The following is a 15,957-nucleotide window of genomic DNA, read 5'->3' as shown; positions in this document are numbered from 1 at the left end:
GCATCTTCGTGACACGACAGCGCGAGCGAGTGAGTCCTCGGCGCAGGCGTGTCGGCGTGTCGCTCGCGTGCGCGCTCGCACTGGTCGCGGCCATCGTGAGCGCTCCCGTGGCGGCACCGCCGAGCCGAGCCGTCATCGGGGCGCCGGATCCAGGCGCGGCGATCCTCCACGTGCGGGTCGCGGACTATCGCACGGCAGGCTCCGTGATCGCGCCGCTCGCCGGCGTCACCCTGGGCCTCTTCGTCGACGAGCCGTCGGCGACCATCGACTCCAACAGCGGGTTCGCGGTGCCGGATGCCGCTCATCCGCTCTTCTTCACGTGTGTCTCGGACGCCGACGGGGACTGCGTCTTCCAGGTCCCCATCCGAGCCGGATCGGCCGTCGCCGGCGCCGATCAGGTCGCGCCGTTCGCGAACAACACCGACCCGAGTCGCGGCGTTCCGCAGGGCACGCGGCTCTATGTGGCGTCTCTGGCCGCCCCCGCGGGCTACTTCGCGAATCCGTTCTGGCAGACAGGCCCGCTCTCGCCTTCGACGGCCGATCCGCTCATCGAGCTGAGGCATGTCTGGCAGAGTCCTCCGCTCGTCGCCGACCGCTCGTACATCTCGGGCACGGACTGGATCACCGACCCCGGGCTGCAGACGGCGCCTGCGCACGCCAACCCGAACTACACGCGGCGCATCGCGTCGAGCGGAGTCGTCGTGTTCTCCCGGGCCAATGTCGCGCTCCCCGATCGGTGCGGGCTGAACATCGCACTCGTCGTCGACGTCTCGAGCTCGGTAAACGGCTCGCAGGGTCAGCTCGTCACGGCGATGAACCAGTTCGTCGACGCATTGCGCGGCACGCCGTCGCAGATCGCGCTCGTCACCTTCGGCACGGACTCGCCGGGGAACGGGTTCGGGTCGAACACGCCTCTCATGTCCGTCGCCACGACGGCGGAGGCGCGGGCGTTCCGCAACCTCTACGACGACGACGCGGCGCCGCCCGGCTCGAACCGGGACTGGAACGACCCGACATTCTCCTGGCCGACGAACTACACGAACTGGGACAGGGGGTTCGCGGCGACGGCAGCCATGAACGGCGATGCCGCGACCGGCGACACCCACCTCGACATGGTCGTGTTCCTCACCGACGGAAACCCGACGGTCTACGGCGCCAACCCCCTCACGGGCGGCACGCCGACCGATCGCAGCAGCGGGTACACGCGCTTCCGCGAGCTCAGCAACGGCCTCGCATCGGCGAACCTCGTCAAACTGCAGGACACACGCGTCCTCGCCGTCGGCGTCGGGGCGGGCATCAACTCGCCTCAGGCCCGGGACAATCTGCGCACGGTCTCGGGGGAGGTGCGCTTCGACGGCGCGAACATCGGCGTCGCCGACTACCTCCAGACGGTGAACTACGCCGAGGCGGGCGCCGCCCTGCGCAATCTCGTGCTGGATGCGTGTGCGCCGTCCCTCTCGGTCATAAAGCGGATCGTCCCGGACGGTGGCACCGTCGCCGACGCGTATCTGCCCGGCGAGGCCTGGACCTTCGACGCGACGACTCCGGACCCCGAGGTCGACATCGACGGCACTCCGGCCGACACCTCGCACGGAAGCGGCGGCGTCTCGTTCCCGATCGCATTCGATCCGGCGGCCCCTCCGGGGTTCACGGGTCAGATCCGGGTCGAGGAAGGCGTCGGCTCGCTCCCGCAGAGCGCGTACACCCCTCTGCCCGCCGAGACCGCCTGCGTCGAGCGATCGACGGGAGTCGACGTCCCCGTCGACGTCGTGCCGGACCCTGCGGAACCGGATACGGCGTTCTCCGTGCAGATCGGCCTCCAGCAGATGGTCACGTGCACCGTCTTCAACCAGGCTCCGCCGACGGTCCAGCCGGCCTCGGTCGCGGTGCACAAGCTCTGGCGGATCGTGTCGGCGATCGGCGTCGAGATGGCGCCGGACGGACGGCAGCCGTTCGGGCTGAGCGCGACCGCCGCACTGACGGGGCCGGGGACCGGCCAGTTCACGCCCGAGCAGTGGAGCGTGGAGCGCACAGGGTACAACGCGAACCCGGCCGCGCCGATCGCGTCGCGGACCGTGTCGATCGACGAGACGACCACGATCGATCCGCTTCTGCCGTTGTGCGAGCTGACCGAGGATCCCCTCATCCGTGCCGGCGCGCCAGACCCCGACGTCGGCCTCGACGAGTACGACCCTCTGGATCCCACGACAGCTCACCCGCTCTCGCCAGGGCTCAACGAGTGGACGATCCTGAACGAGGTCACGTGCACATCGCAGCTGACGCTGCGCAAGGACGTGACGAACGGGCCGCTCGACACTCCCGAGGGGGAGGACCTCTGGGGCCTGGTCGCCGACAGCCCGTTCAACGACCCGCCGTGGAACGTCGGCGTGTCGGGCACGACGGGGGTGACGGCGGAGGTGATCCCGGGAGCTCTGTATCAGCTCGCGGAGACGCCGGACCTCAGCGAGCACTTCACACAGCATTACCTGCAGCACGACATCCGCACGCAGCCGCTCCTCTACCCCCAGTCGAGCGGCTCCTGGAACTGCCGGCCCCAGTCGGACCCGATCGGCGATCCGTCGGTCGGCGCCGAGGGGGCCGTCATCGTCCCGCTCGGACAGCACTACGAGTGCACGGCACAGAACACGACGGCTCTTCTCACCGTGGCGAAGACGGTGCTGCCCAGCGGGGATCCCCTCGCGTTCACCTTCCGGGCGCAGTTCATCCCGCCTCCGATCATCCCCGACCCGCTCGTGCACGACTTCCAGGCGGGCGCCGCGCAGAGCCTCGTGCCGGGGCAGCGCTATCAGCTCACCGAGCTCGACAGCCCCGGCTACGAGCTCGTGTCGATGACGTGCGAGAGCGCGGGCGAGCCCTTCGATCCAGCCGACTTCACCCTGCTGTTCGGCGCCGAGGCGCACTGCGCGGCCGTCAACAGGTACGGGGACTGGACGGCGTCGAAGTCGAGTGATCCGCCCGACGGCACCGAGGTGGCACCGGGCGACACGATCGAGTACGAGGTGATCGCCTCGCAGATCCTGACCGGAGGCGAGTCGGACGGAGTCGTCGTGACGGAGGACCTCGCCGGCGTGCTCGACGACGCGACACTCGTCGCGGGAAGCATCAGCGCGAGCGCAGGTACGGCTGTCGTGGTCGGCACGTCGATCGTGTGGACACTCGATGGCCTCACAAGCCGAGAGGTGCTGCGGTTCCGCGTGACGGTCGACCCCGGGGCGTGGAACGCGACGCTCGACAACGTCCTGCTGCGCAACGGCGGGGTCGCCTGCGAGACGGTCGCGGCACAGCTCGACCCGTCCGACGCGGACTGCGATGAGACGCACCACCCGACGGCGGCGCCGCCCGACCTCCCCGCCACGGGTTCCGCGCTTTCGCCCCTCGTGCCCGTCATCGGACTGCTCATGGTTCTCGTCGGCGTCGCGGTCGTCGCCTCGGTCGCGCTGATCCGTCGTACGAGGCGGGGCTGAGCGGCGGCGGATGCCGCGCCTCGGCGATGCCGGCGCCGTGTCGCGCCGGCATCGCGCTCGGGCAGCCGCCGTGCCCGTCACACGATCGCGCGGGCCGCGTTCCAGGCGAGTTGGACGAGCTCGGGATGCGCAAGGTCGTTGTGCGCGCCCGAGGCGCCGTCCAGACGTGAGATGACCTCGCTCGCGTCGATGTTGTGCACGGTCGCCGCGGCGAACGCGTCGTCCGCGCGGGCGCCGTGCTCGAGGGGCGGGAGCTCCACGGCATCCGTCAGTCCCTGAATGCCCCATGTGCCGATTCCGCCGTACTTGGGCAGCTCGTCGGCGAGCAGGTACTGGCCGGCGATGCCCACCGCGAGGGGGTAGTACTTGCCGACGGCGTAGTCCCAGGTCGATCTCGTCGCGACGATCGGGCCCGCGACGAACCGGGGCGTCGCGACGTCCGCGAGGTACCCGCGTCCGCCGCCGATGCTCTGCGGAACCGCCCCCGAGAACGCCCACAGCGACACGGCGCCCTGGACGAGGAACAGCGAGTCGACGGGTCGCGGCGGCGGGACGGGGGAGCGACCGGGTCCGCGGACGGCGCTCGAGACGACGATCGTGCCGAAGCTGTGTCCGAGCAGGTGCACGCGCGCCGGGCTCGCACCCATGATCGCGCGCAGCAGTCGCGCGGCCCCGCGCTCGCCGAACTCGCGCGCCTGGTTCTTGCCGTGCCAGAAGGTGAGCTGACGCAGGGGCGTGAGGATGGCCTCCCGGAGCTTCTGGAACCACCCCTCCCCGAGAAGACCGTCGTCGCCGGACTGCTCGGTCGCCGCCTCGGCGAAGACGAGGTCGGGATCCCACCCTCCTCCGAGCAGAGGATCGTCGCCGTCATCCGCCGCCGTGCCCGCCGCGATCACGCGGTACGCCTCGGCGACCTCGAAGGGGAGCTCGTCGCCGGGGTCGGCATCCTGATCCGGATCGACGTCAGCGGCGTGCGCGAGCACCGTCCGGAGCGCCGCACGCAGCTCGGGCGCGTCTCCGAGGAGCGTCGCGTACTCCTCGACCGCCTCGTCCACCGTGACGCCGTCGACGGGAGGCTCGTCGCTGAGCAGCCCGCTGGGCGCGCTCGCGAGCTCGCGATCGCTCCACGCCTTGCTCGGCCAGTGCAGGCCGATGACGAAGGGACGGATGCCGTCGCCGGCTCTGTCAGGATCGGCCGCGCCGAGCCACCGGTCGTACTGGCTGATCGCGTCCTGATAGTCGCCCTGCCAGCCGTGGCTGAGGACGAAGACGTCCGTCACGGCCGCCGCGGGGTCGGCGAGCGCCGCGAGAGCCTGTTCGCTCGCGATCGACCCGTCGGGATCGGGGAGCTCGTCGCCGTGCTTGTCGTAGGAGATCAGGAAGTACTGCCGCTCGGTTCCGGGAATGCGTCGGAGGGACATCGCGGATTCCTTGTCTGTCATCGGCCGGACTGCGGCACGAGCGCGGGCGCGACGACGGTATCGGTGTCGCAGTGCACGCCGTAGAGCAGCCCCAGCGGGTTGTTGTGGTCGGAGAGGAATCTCCTGCGCAGATCGAGCACCACCTCGCCGAGGGCGTTGCCCGCGAACAGCTCGTCGAAGAACGCCTTCGCCCACTCGCTCGCGAACAGGCCCGGAGTCTTGCACTCCGTGCCGATGACGCCGCGCGCGCCCTTCGCGAGGAAGTAGAGCACGAACCCGTCGTAGAAGTCGGGGGTCAGCTCGGCGGACTCGCAGGCGTTGAGGAAGACGAGGGGCCGTGCCGTCAGCGCGTCCTCCCACGGGGCGAAGACGCTCAGCTGTCCCAGCGTGACGCGTTCCCCGCCCGTGAGGATCAGACAGGAGTCCTGCGCGTCGCTGGGGGAGGTCTGGGCGTGGCAGTACAGGTAGAGCACCTTGTCCGTCGTGCTGCTCGTGAGCGCCGTGCCGATGAGGTCGTCGACCGTCGTGCCCTCGGTCAGCACGACGCCGCGGTTGCGCCAGTACTCCCGCTGCGCGGCGATGGGATGCGAGGGCATGCTCGCGTCGATTCCCTCGTTGAAGAGCACCCGGACGGAGAGCTCGGGAGTCGAGGCGATCGTCGGATCCGCGTGGGTCTCGATCTTCGCCATCGTGACCTGCTCGACGACATGGCGCATTCCGACGAAGTTGTCCCACGACAGGGGCGTCGTGTCGAAACGGTCGGCGAGGTACATGAGCGGCCACGGGACGGGGAAGCCCGTCGACACGACCTGCAGGGTTCTGACGTCGTCGCTGAGGCTCTCGCGCAGCCAGGTCCCGATCTGCTTCAGCTGCGGAGACGCCTGTGGCCCCGCGAACAGGGCACGGAAGAGCAGATACCCCTCGAACGCGAGCTTCCGCAGCGCCGCGTCTGTGACCTCGGGAGCGAGATCCAGCTCGAGCGACACGGCCTTGTCGGACACGAAGCCGAGGAGCGCCTCGCGCACGCTCTTGATCCTGGCGCCGAGCTCGTCCTGGGTGATCCAGATCATGACGGGTTCGGGCAGCACATCGCCGGCGGTCACCTCGTAGCCGCCGACGGCGGGCATGAACTCGAGTTTCGCGACGCGCGGCTTCAGCACCCCCGCCGCGCTCGCGGGACGCCCGTAGTTCGCGATCTCCGGCTCGGCGTCGGTGCCGATGTCGAACGTGATGTCGAGGCGCTGCAGGAAGTTGCCGTCGACATCGACGTGGACGGAGAGCTTCGACGGGCCTTCGTGCTTCGGCGTGATGTCGAAGTGCGCGCGCGACTCGGACCGGCCTTCGCGCGAGATGCGATGCGGCTGGGCGAGGGAGGGAACGACGAAGTCGAGACTTGCGAGCCGGATCTGGACGTCGAGGTGCTCCTGACCCGCGGGGATCGTGATGGTCGCCGCGACGGCGGCGACCGCCGCCTGGCTCTTCTCTCCGAAGAACACCATGAGGTCGGCGGTCCTGCCGACCCGCAGCGGTGTCGCCGGGTCGGAGAGCTGTGCGTTCAGCCATGTCGCCACGCTCTCGGCGGCGCCCTCGTCCGCGCCGGTCTGCACCTGCTCCTCAGCCTGCTGCTCCTGCTGATCAGGCTCGTCGGTCGGCAGGGGCGGGGGTGGAGCGGCGGGGCTCGGCGCGGGCCGCGGAAGGCCGGGTCCGCGCGTCGGCGGCGGTGACGGCGCCCACTCGGGGCCTTCCGAGTCCTCCCCGCCGAGCATCCCGTCCTCGGGCAGAGACTCCGGGAGGCCGCGCTCGTCGGCCCCGGCCTGTTCGACGGCGCGGATCGCGGCATCCATCTCGTCGTCTCCGCCGTCGCCGAATCCCATGTATCCGGCATCGATGTCGGACTGATACGCAGCCGCCAGATCGGGACGCTCCCGGAGCACGCGTGCGACGACGAGCGACTGCTCGGCCCACGTCGTCGCCGCCCCCCAGCCGGGGTCTGCCGTCACGACGTCGTAGATCGCGAGCACGGACGGGGGATAGCGGCCGGCGACGAACTCCCGCCCCCGCGGGAAGAGCTGCGTGATCACGACGATCTCGAATGCACCGAACGACAGGGAACCCATGGCCGCCTCGCTCACGCTCCGGATGCGTCGGTCTCGCTCGACGCTGCTGTCCACACAGTAGTGAGGCGTGCATGCGGTGGATAGATACATGCTTCGCATCCATCGCCCGCTCGCGGGGAATGCGACCGTGGGTCGCGAGGCCCGGGAGCACCGTCGACCCGACGCCGATCGTCTCACGCTGGTCCGCGACATCCTGCTACGATCGATGAATGCGCTTCGGCCGGCTCCTCCTTCTTAGCCGCCGCGACGAGTCCTCGTTCTAGGGCCTTCCTCGTCGCGGAGCTTCTGGTTGGCCCGCAATCAACAGGCGAGAGCCATCCCCGATCCGGGGCGAGAGAAGAAGCGACGAATCATGGAGAACACCCAGAAGCCCTCCGGCATGCCGATCCACAAGTATCGGCCCTTCCACCAGCAGATCCGCGTCGATCTGCCCGACCGCACGTGGCCGTCCAGGCGCATCATGACGGCGCCGCGCTGGTGCGCCGTCGATCTGCGCGACGGCAACCAGGCACTCATCGATCCGATGAGCCCCGAGCGCAAGCGCATCATGTTCGACCTCCTCGTCCGCATGGGCTACAAGGAGATCGAGGTGGGCTTCCCGAGCGCGAGCCAGACCGACTTCGACTTCGTGCGAGAGCTCATCGAGGACGGGCTCATCCCGGACGACGTCACGATCCAGGTGCTGACCCAGGCGCGCGAGCACCTCATCGAGCGCACCTACGAGTCGATCGCGGGGGCCAAGCAGGCGATCGTGCACCTCTACAACTCGACGAGCGTCCTGCAGCGCGAAGTCGTCTTCCGCACCGACAAGCAGGGCATCGTCGACATCGCTCGCGAAGGCGCGCGCCTGTGCCGAGAGTTCGAGAAGCGCATCCCCGAGACCACGGTCTACTACGAGTACTCGCCCGAGAGCTACACGGGCACCGAGCTCGAGTTCGCCGTCGACGTCTGCAACCAGGTGCTGGAGATCTTCGAGCCGACGCCCGACCGCAAGGTCATCATCAATCTGCCCGCGACCGTCGAGATGGCGACTCCGAACGTCTACGCCGACTCGATCGAGTGGATGAGCCGGCACCTCGCCCACCGCGAGAACGTCATCCTGTCGCTGCACCCCCACAACGACCGCGGCACCGCGATCGCCGCGGCCGAGCTCGGATACATGGCGGGCGCCGACCGCATCGAGGGGTGCCTGTTCGGCAACGGAGAGCGCACGGGCAACGTCGACATCGTCGCCCTCGGCATCAACCTGCTCACGCAGGGCATCGACCCGCAGATCGACTTCAGCGACATCGACCAGGTCAAGCGCACCGCCGAGTACTGCAACCAGCTGCCCGTCCCCGAGCGCAGCCCGTGGGCGGGCGACCTCGTGTTCACGGCGTTCAGCGGGTCGCACCAGGACGCCATCAAGAAGGGCTTCGAGGCGATGGATGCCAAAGCCGCGGCGCAGGGCGTCACGGTCGACGACATCGAATGGGCCGTGCCGTACCTGCCGATCGACCCCAAGGACCTGGGCCGGTCGTACGAGGCCGTCATCCGCGTCAACTCGCAGTCCGGCAAGGGCGGTGTCGCGTACCTGCTGAAGACCGACCACGCGATCGACCTCCCGCGCAAGCTCCAGATCGAGTTCTCCGGCGTCGTGCAGGCGAAGACGGATGCCGATGGCGGCGAGGTCACGAGCGACGAGATCTGGGCGATCTTCACCGACGAGTACCTGCCGTCGACGGTCGTCGACGAGAAGTGGGGTCGCTTCGAGCTGCTGTCGACGCGCACGCAGAGCGACATGTCGGGAGACGTCTCGCTCGAGCTCACGCTCCGCGACGGCGACGACCGCGTCGCGGCGACGGGCCACGGCAACGGCCCGGTCGCGGCCTTCCTCGAGATCATCCGGGCGCAGGGCTTCGACGTGACGCTGTACGACTACGTCGAGCATGCGCTCAGCGCGGGCGGAGACGCACAGGCGGCCGCCTACATCGAGCTGCAGGTCGACGGCGAGCGCCTGTGGGGCGTCGGCATCGACGGCGACATCTCGACGGCGTCGCTCAAGGCGATCGTGTCGGGCGTCAACCGCGCCATCCGCACGCGCGAGAGGTCGAGCCAGCTCGCGAGCGTCTGATCCGAGTGACGGCGGCGCGCGTCCCCAGGGCGGACGCCGCCGTCACCGGTTCGCTCAGTCGAGCGGTCGAAGGATCCTGTCGAGGAAGCGCTTCGTCCGCTCGTGCTGCGGTGCCGCGAAGAGCCGCTCGGGATCGCCTCGTTCCACGACGGCGCCGCCGTCCATGAACACGACCTCGTCGGCGACCTGGCGCGCGAACTGGAGCTCGTGCGTCACGACGACCATCGTCCACCCTTCGGCCGCGAGCTCCTGGATGACCTTCAGCACCTCGCCGACGAGCTCGGGGTCCAGCGCGCTCGTCGGCTCGTCGAAGAGCAGCAGCGAGGGCTTGAGGGCGAGCGCGCGGACGATGCCGACGCGCTGCTGCTGACCGCCCGAGAGGCGATGGGGGTACGCATCGCGCTTGTCGGCGAGTCCGACGCGCGCGAGCAGCCTCTCGGCGTCGGCGATCGCCTCCGCCTTCGGCCGTTTCTGCACGCGCACGGGCCCCTCGATGACGTTCTCGAGCACCGTCATGTGCGGGAAGAGATTGTGGTGCTGGAACACCATGCCCGACCTGTCCCGCACGGCGAAGCGCGTCGACTGGCTCACACCCGCCGAGAAGTCGGCGTCGGGACCGCCCGCGAAGCGCAGGATGCCGGCATCCGGAGTCTCGAGCCCGTTCAGGGAGCGCAGGACCGTCGTCTTGCCCGAGCCGCTCGGCCCGATGAGAACGACGACTTCGCCTCTGCGCACCTCGAGGTCGATGCCCTTGAGCACCTCGTGGTCTCCGTAGGCCTTGTGCAGGCCTGTCACGCTCAGGAGGATCTCAGGCTGCGACATAGCGGTCGAGCCTCCTTTCCATGCGGTTCTGACCGGCCGACAGCGCGAGGCAGACGATCCAGTACACGAGCGCAGCCTCGATGTAGAGGATGAGGAACTCCTGGCTGAACGCCGCGATCTGCTGCGCGACGCGGAACAGCTCGGTCACGAGGATGAGCGACGCGAGCGATGTGTCCTTGACGAGCGAGATGAAGGTGTTCGACAGCGGCGGTACGCTCACGCGGGCCGCCTGCGGCAGGATGATGCGCCGCAGCGTCATCGTGCGCGACATCCCCGTCGTGTACGCGGCCTCCCACTGTCCCTTCGGCACGGACAGGATCGCGGCGCGGATGACTTCGGCGGCGTACCCGCCGACGTTCAGCGAGAACGCGACGATCGCGCTCGGCCACGGCGGCACGACGATGCCGATCGAGGGCAGGCCGTAGAAGATCACGAACAGCTGCACGAGCAGGGGCGTGCCACGGATGACCGAGATGTACGCGCGGGCGATCCCCGACACGACCCTGCGCCGGGAGATGCGCATGAGCGCGACTCCCAGCGCGATGACGAGCCCCAGGACGAACGAGGCGAGCGCCAGCGGGACGGTACCGCTGATCGCGCCCCAGACGATCGGCCAGAACGAGCTGAGCGCGAGCTGCCAGACATCCATCTGCGCGGACTACTGGGAGATGTCCGCGCCGAAATACTTCTCACCGAGCTTGGCCAGCACGCCCTCGCTGCGCAGCTCGTCGAGCGCCTTCGTGATGTCTGCGGCCAGATCGGCGTTCTTCTTCGTCAGGGCGAAAGCGGACTTCGACGTGTCGTCGGTCTCGGCCGCGATCTTCAGGCCGCTGCCGGGGTTCGTCGTCTCGTAGTCGAGGAAGGTCAGCTTGTCGTTGATCGTCGCGTCGACGCGGCTCTGCTCGAGCAGCGCGACTGCCTGGGCCCACCCTTCGACGGCCTCGACGTTCGCACCGGACTTCTGCGCGAGCTCGTACCAGTTGCTGGTGAGCGACTGCGCCGTCGTCTTGCCTGCGAGGTCGTCGAACGAGCCGATCGAGTCATCGTCGTCCTTCGTCACGATGACGCCGGGGGAGACCGCGTAGGGGGCGCTGAACGCGTACTTCTCCTCGCGCTCGGGCGTGATCGAGACCTGGTTGGCGATGACGTCGAAGCGACCGGCATCCAGACCGGCGAAGATCGCGTCCCACTGCGTCTCCTTGAACTCGACCTCGAGGCCGAGCTTGTCGGCGACGGCTTCCGCGACCTCGACGTCATAGCCGACGAGCGGTCCGGAGCCGTTCTCGTGGTACGTGAAGGGCCGGTACGTGCCCTCCGTGGCGACCGTCAGGGTTCCCGACGTGACGAGGGCGTATCCGTTCTCGTCCGGGGCCGCGGACGGAGAGCCCGACGCGCACCCCGTCAGGGCGGTGAGCGCCGCCACGGCGAGGACGGAGAGGGAGACGGCGGTGGTGCGACGACGAGGCATGGCATGCTTCCTTGTGGGACGGGACGGCTGCGGTACGCAGCGCATCCCTCGAGTTCAGCACTCCGGGCCCGGCGAGCCCACTCGCGTTACGCCAGGTTGCGGTTCACCGCGGCGGTTTGACGATCGGGATGGCAGCCGTCTCGACCGCCACCTTCCGGCGGTGCAGCATGCGCTGCTCCGGCAGCGACACGTCGAAGATGACGGCGAGAAGCCGGATCACGAACGCCACGAGGATCCCCGCGATCGCCGACGGCACGAGGTCGACGCCGAACACGTGGAGGACCGCGAGCACGACGCACCCTGCGCCGGCGGCGACGGCGTACAGCGACCCGACGTGCATGATCGCGACGGGCAGGCCCATGATGATGTCGCGCAGGATGCCGCCCCCGACCGCGGCGCACACTCCGATGAACACGGCGGGAACCGGCGGCAGCCCGAGAGCGAGCGCCTTCGACGTTCCGAAGGCGCCGAACAGCCCGATGACGAGAGCATCGAGGCCCACGATGAGGCGGTTGAGCCGGTGGAACACGCCGGCGAGCAGCATCCCGATGAGGGATGCCGCGACCGCCGTCAGCAGATACCAGTTGCTCTGCAGCGTCGCGAGCGTCGTGTCGAGCAGGAGGTCGCGGATGAGACCGCCGCCCATGCCGACGACGATGCCGATGATCGTGACGCCCAGCAGATCGAGCCGGCGCTGACCCTGGAAGCCGGAGGCGAAGAGGGCGCCCTGCACGCCTCCGAGCCCTACGGCGGTGAGGTCGGCCCAGAGGGGAATCGTGAAGAGCGGCTCGTCCACGCATCGATTCTGCAACGCGAGCGGGCCCGCGCGTGGGATGCCTCGGCCACGGCGGTTCGCGCGCGATCACCGCGTGCCGCGCAGTCGGGTCGGGCAGGATGGGGTCATGACGGAGGGGAGAGCGGGCGACGCCGCCCGCACGCCCGAGGGCGATGCGCGGGATGCCGCGGCCCGGGCCCGGGCGGCTCTCGTCAGCGCGATCGACGTCGTGCGCGGCCGGCTGACGGCCGAGACGCTGCCGCTCGGCGGCGCCGGCGTCGATGAGGCGCGCGTGCGGCGGAGGGAGCTCCTCGCTCAGATCGACGACTACCTGCTCCCGCGCCTGCGCTCGGACGGCGCCCCGCTGCTCGTCGTCGTGGGCGGGTCGACGGGCGCGGGGAAGTCGACGCTCGTCAACTCGCTGCTGGGCGCCGCCTTGACGACTCCCGGCGTGCTGCGCCCGACGACGCGCTCACCCGTCCTCGTCTTCCATCCGGCCGATGCACCGTGGTTCGCGCCCGAGCGGGTGCTTCCGAACCTCGTGCGCATCCACACGACGACGGCACCCGCAGGCGCTGCCGGCGCCGAGCGCGACGGCACGGCGTTCGACGGCGTCCGCGCGCTGAGGCTCGCGCCGTTCCCGGGAATGCCGCCGGGGCTCGCGCTGCTCGACGCGCCGGACATCGACTCGATCGAGTCGGGCAACCGCGAGCTCGCGGGACAGCTGCTGGCCGCCGCCGACCTGTGGCTGTTCGTCACGACGGCCGCCCGCTACGCCGACGCCGTGCCGTGGGACCTGCTGCGCGCCGCAGCGGGACGCCGTGCGCAGCTCGCTCTCGTGCTCGATCGGATCGACCCGGGCAGCGACCCCGTGGTCGCGGATCTCCAGCGCATGATGCAGGAGAACGGCCTGGGCGCGGCGCCGCTGTTCGTCGTGCCGGAGGCCGCGCTCGATGACGGCATGCTTCCGGAGGGCGCCGTCGCCGACGTCGCGGGGTGGCTCACCGATCTCGGCGGCAGCGCCGACGCCCGCGACGACATCGCCCTCGCGACGCGGGACGGCGTCGTCGACGATCTGTGTGTCGCGGCGAGCTCTCTCGCCGACGCCGTGGACGGGCAGGCGGCGTCGGCCGCGCGGCTCACCGGCATCGTCACGAGCGCCTACGCCGACGCCCGTGCACAGATCGAGGCGGCCACGACCGATGGCGCGATGCTCCGCGGCGAGGTCCTCGACCGCTGGCAGGACTTCGTCGGCGCGAGCGCCTTCATGAGGTCGGTCGAGCGCGGGGTCAGCAGGGTCCGCGACGCCGTCGTGGCGTTCTTCCGCGGCGGCGAGCCGGATGCGCAGCCGGTAGAGCTCGCGATCGCGCACGGGCTCGAGGCCATCACGATCGATGCGATCGAGACGGCGCGCGAGCGCGTGCGGTCGGCGTGGCGCGGCGACCCCGCAGGATCGGGCATCCTCATCGATGCCGGCGCGACGGCGGGCGTGACGGGTGTCGGGACGGCGGAGCTGCGTGGGTCCATCGGGGAGCAGATCCGCGGGTGGCAGGGCGATGTGCTCGACATCGTGCGCGAGCAGGGCGCCGGCCGTCGCGGCCTCGCACGCGGGCTCAGCTTAGGCGTCAACGGCCTCGGCGTCGCCCTCATGCTCGTCGTGTTCGGGAGCACGGGCGGGCTGACGGGCATCGAAGTGGGCGTCGCAGGCGGCACGGCGGTGCTGGCGCAGAAGGTGCTGGAGGCCGTCTTCGGCGACGACGCCGTCCGTCGGCTGACGGGCGAGGCATCGAGACGACTGACCGAACGGCTCGGCTCTCTCATCGCGGCGGATGCCGCGATCGCCCTCACCGCCGTCGCGGCGCTGGGCGTGTCCCCGGCGGCGGGAGACGAGCTCCGAGACGCAGTGACGACTGTGGAGCGCGCGGCGGCTTACGAGCGCGCGAGCCGCGTGCACGAGCAGCCGCGCGGCTCGACGCCCGGTCCCTCCCTCCGCGGGGCGAGCCTGCGGGCGATCGCGCCGAGCGAGCGCCGCATCCCGCTCGCGGGCGGCGACGCATCGACGCCGTCGCCCCCCGAGGAGAAGCGTGCAGGGCTCTGGCAGCGCCTGTTCGGCGGGCGCCGGTGATGGCGCGGTTCCCGCTCGCCGAGCGCGTCGTCGATCTCCGGACGGCCGTCGACGCGGTTCACGCCAGGCTCGCCGACGGCGTGCTGCAGCCGGCGCGCACGACTCTCTCGCGTGCGGGAGAACGCGCGCAGCTGTCGGCCGAGCACACCGTCGTCGCCCTCGCCGGGGCCACGGGCGCCGGGAAGTCCACCGTCTTCAACCTGCTCGTCGGCGCGGATCTCGCCCGCACGAGCCGACAGCGTCCCACGACGTCGCTCCCGCTGGCCGCCGTGGCCGAGCATCCCGAGATCGCGGCGGGCTCGGCGATGCTCCTCGAGTGGCTCGGCGTCCACGAGCGTCACGAGCTCGCGGTCTCGCCTCGGCACCCGGACGGGCTCGTGCTGCTCGATCTGCCCGATCACGACTCGATCGTCGCGGAGCACCGCCTGCGCGCGGACCATGTGACCGAGCGCGCCGACCTCCTGGTCTGGATCACGAATCCGCAGAAGTACGCCGACGCGGTGCTGCACTCGCGCTATCTGGCCCCGCTCGCCGGCCACGGGGACTCGGTCGTCGTCGTGCTGAATCAGCTCGATCGCCTCACTCCCGATGAGGCGCGAACGTGTCTGGCCGACCTCGAGCGGCTCGTCCGCGCCGACGGTCTGGCCGCCCGCGTGCTGGGCACCTCGGCCCGCACGGGAGAGGGGATCGCCCAGCTCGGGTCTCTCGTCCTCCGGGCCGTCGAGCGCCGCGAAGCCGCGACCGCTCGGCTGACCGAGGACATCCGCGGGGCCGCGCGCGACCTTATCGCGGCGATTCCCGCGCCGGCCCACGACCCCGTCGAGCTGGAATCGGCACGCAGGCGCCTGCTGGGCGCCCTCGGACGCGCCGCCGGCGTCCCGCTCGTCGTGGAGGCCGTTCGCGACGCGAGCCTGCGCGATGCCGTCGCCCGGACGGGGTGGCCGCCCACGCGATGGCTGCAGCGGTTCCGGTCCGACCCCCTGCGCACGCTGGGGCTGCGGCCCGCGCGGACTTCGACGGATACCGCCGACGCGCCCCCTGCGGAGCTCGTCCGCACGTCGCTGCCGACGGCGTCGCCTGCCGTGCGTGCGCAGGTCGCGACGGCGACACGGGACTTCGTCTCCGCCGCAGCGCTCTCCGGAATCGCGGGGGAGCGGCTCAACGCGCGCGCCGTCTCCGCGTCCTCGACGATCACGGATGCCCTCGACTCGGCGGTCGCCCGGACCGTCCGGCTGCGCCCCGCGCGGTGGTGGAGGGCGGTCGACGCGCTGCAGTGGCTGCTGCTCGCCGCCGCCGTCGCCGGTGGCGCGTGGCTCGGCATCCTCGCGCTCCTCGACTATCTGCGCATTCCGACCGACGGGCTGGTTCCGGCCCTCCCGATCGGAGCGGTCGCGCTGCCGTGGCCGACGGTGCTGCTCGTCGGAGGGATCGTCGTCGGGCTGGTCGTCGCAGGCGCCTCGCGTCTCGCCTCCCGGACAGGCGCGAACAGGCGCGCCGAACGAGTCGCGACAGCGCTCGAGGCGAGCGTCGAGCGTGTCGCGCGCGAGAGGATCCTCGGCGAGGTCGACGCGGAGCTGACGACCCTCGAGACGGCTCGCTCCGCGGCGGCACGCGCCGCACGATGACCCTCG

At 70.6% G+C, this 15,957-nt stretch carries 10 protein-coding genes; 4 read left to right on the top strand and 6 right to left on the bottom strand.

Annotated features, from left to right (window positions below; all coding sequences use genetic code 11):
* Nucleotides 1–56: 56 nt before the first annotated feature.
* The gene (locus FHS08_RS14675) at nt 57–3,485 is read left to right on the top strand and encodes a vWA domain-containing protein (protein ID WP_167040738.1); all 3,429 of its coding nucleotides are present in this window, start codon (nt 57–59) and stop codon (nt 3,483–3,485) included.
* 77 nt (nt 3,486–3,562) lie between these two features.
* Here the strand turns inward: FHS08_RS14675 and FHS08_RS14670 are convergent, their stop codons facing one another.
* Together FHS08_RS14670 and FHS08_RS14665 are read right to left on the bottom strand one after the other, a co-directional pair.
* Nucleotides 3,563–4,906 carry a hypothetical protein gene (locus FHS08_RS14670; RefSeq protein WP_167040736.1) on the bottom strand — a complete coding sequence of 448 codons (1,344 nt, stop codon included), beginning with the start codon at nt 4,904–4,906 and terminating at the stop codon, nt 3,563–3,565.
* Nucleotides 4,907–4,923: 17 nt separating this feature from the next.
* The gene (locus FHS08_RS14665; protein WP_167040732.1) at nt 4,924–7,023 is read right to left on the bottom strand and encodes a CHAT domain-containing protein; all 2,100 of its coding nucleotides are present in this window, start codon (nt 7,021–7,023) and stop codon (nt 4,924–4,926) included.
* Nucleotides 7,024–7,375: 352 nt separating this feature from the next.
* Here FHS08_RS14665 and leuA point away from each other — a divergent pair, with 352 nt between their 5' ends.
* Nucleotides 7,376–9,136, top strand: coding sequence for a 2-isopropylmalate synthase (gene leuA, locus FHS08_RS14660; protein ID WP_167040729.1), 1,761 nt, complete (start codon nt 7,376–7,378; stop codon nt 9,134–9,136).
* A gap of 54 nt (nt 9,137–9,190) precedes the next feature.
* On the opposite strand, the gene FHS08_RS14655 is transcribed toward leuA, so the two are convergent.
* The 4 genes from FHS08_RS14655 to FHS08_RS14640 form a co-directional block, all read right to left on the bottom strand.
* The gene (locus tag FHS08_RS14655) at nt 9,191–9,958 is read right to left on the bottom strand and encodes an amino acid ABC transporter ATP-binding protein (RefSeq protein WP_167040725.1); all 768 of its coding nucleotides are present in this window, start codon (nt 9,956–9,958) and stop codon (nt 9,191–9,193) included.
* The gene (locus tag FHS08_RS14650) at nt 9,945–10,607 is read right to left on the bottom strand and encodes an amino acid ABC transporter permease (protein ID WP_167040722.1); all 663 of its coding nucleotides are present in this window, start codon (nt 10,605–10,607) and stop codon (nt 9,945–9,947) included. Before FHS08_RS14650 ends, FHS08_RS14655 begins: the two co-directional genes overlap by 14 nt.
* 9 nt (nt 10,608–10,616) lie before the next feature.
* Complete coding sequence (locus tag FHS08_RS14645; RefSeq protein ID WP_167040719.1) at nt 10,617–11,426, bottom strand: amino acid ABC transporter substrate-binding protein; 810 nt, start codon at nt 11,424–11,426, stop codon at nt 10,617–10,619.
* 103 nt (nt 11,427–11,529) lie between these two features.
* Nucleotides 11,530–12,222 carry a TRIC cation channel family protein gene (locus tag FHS08_RS14640; RefSeq protein WP_167040716.1) on the bottom strand — a complete coding sequence of 231 codons (693 nt, stop codon included), beginning with the start codon at nt 12,220–12,222 and terminating at the stop codon, nt 11,530–11,532.
* Between the two features lie 106 nt (nt 12,223–12,328).
* Between FHS08_RS14640 and FHS08_RS14635 the strand changes: the two genes are divergently transcribed.
* On the top strand, nt 12,329–14,326 hold the full coding sequence (locus tag FHS08_RS14635; protein WP_167040713.1) for a dynamin family protein: 1,998 nt from the start codon (nt 12,329–12,331) through the stop codon (nt 14,324–14,326).
* Nucleotides 14,326–15,951, top strand: coding sequence for a GTPase family protein (locus tag FHS08_RS14630; protein ID WP_167040710.1), 1,626 nt, complete (start codon nt 14,326–14,328; stop codon nt 15,949–15,951). The genes FHS08_RS14635 and FHS08_RS14630 overlap by 1 nt, the downstream gene beginning before the upstream one ends.
* Nucleotides 15,952–15,957: the final 6 nt, after the last annotated feature.

Origin of the sequence: Microbacterium ulmi, assembly GCF_011759705.1 — a bacterium.
In the GTDB taxonomy this organism is placed as follows: domain Bacteria; phylum Actinomycetota; class Actinomycetes; order Actinomycetales; family Microbacteriaceae; genus Microbacterium; species Microbacterium ulmi.
Note: the sequence above shows the minus strand (reverse complement) of the source record. Positions and strands in the feature narration are given on the sequence as shown.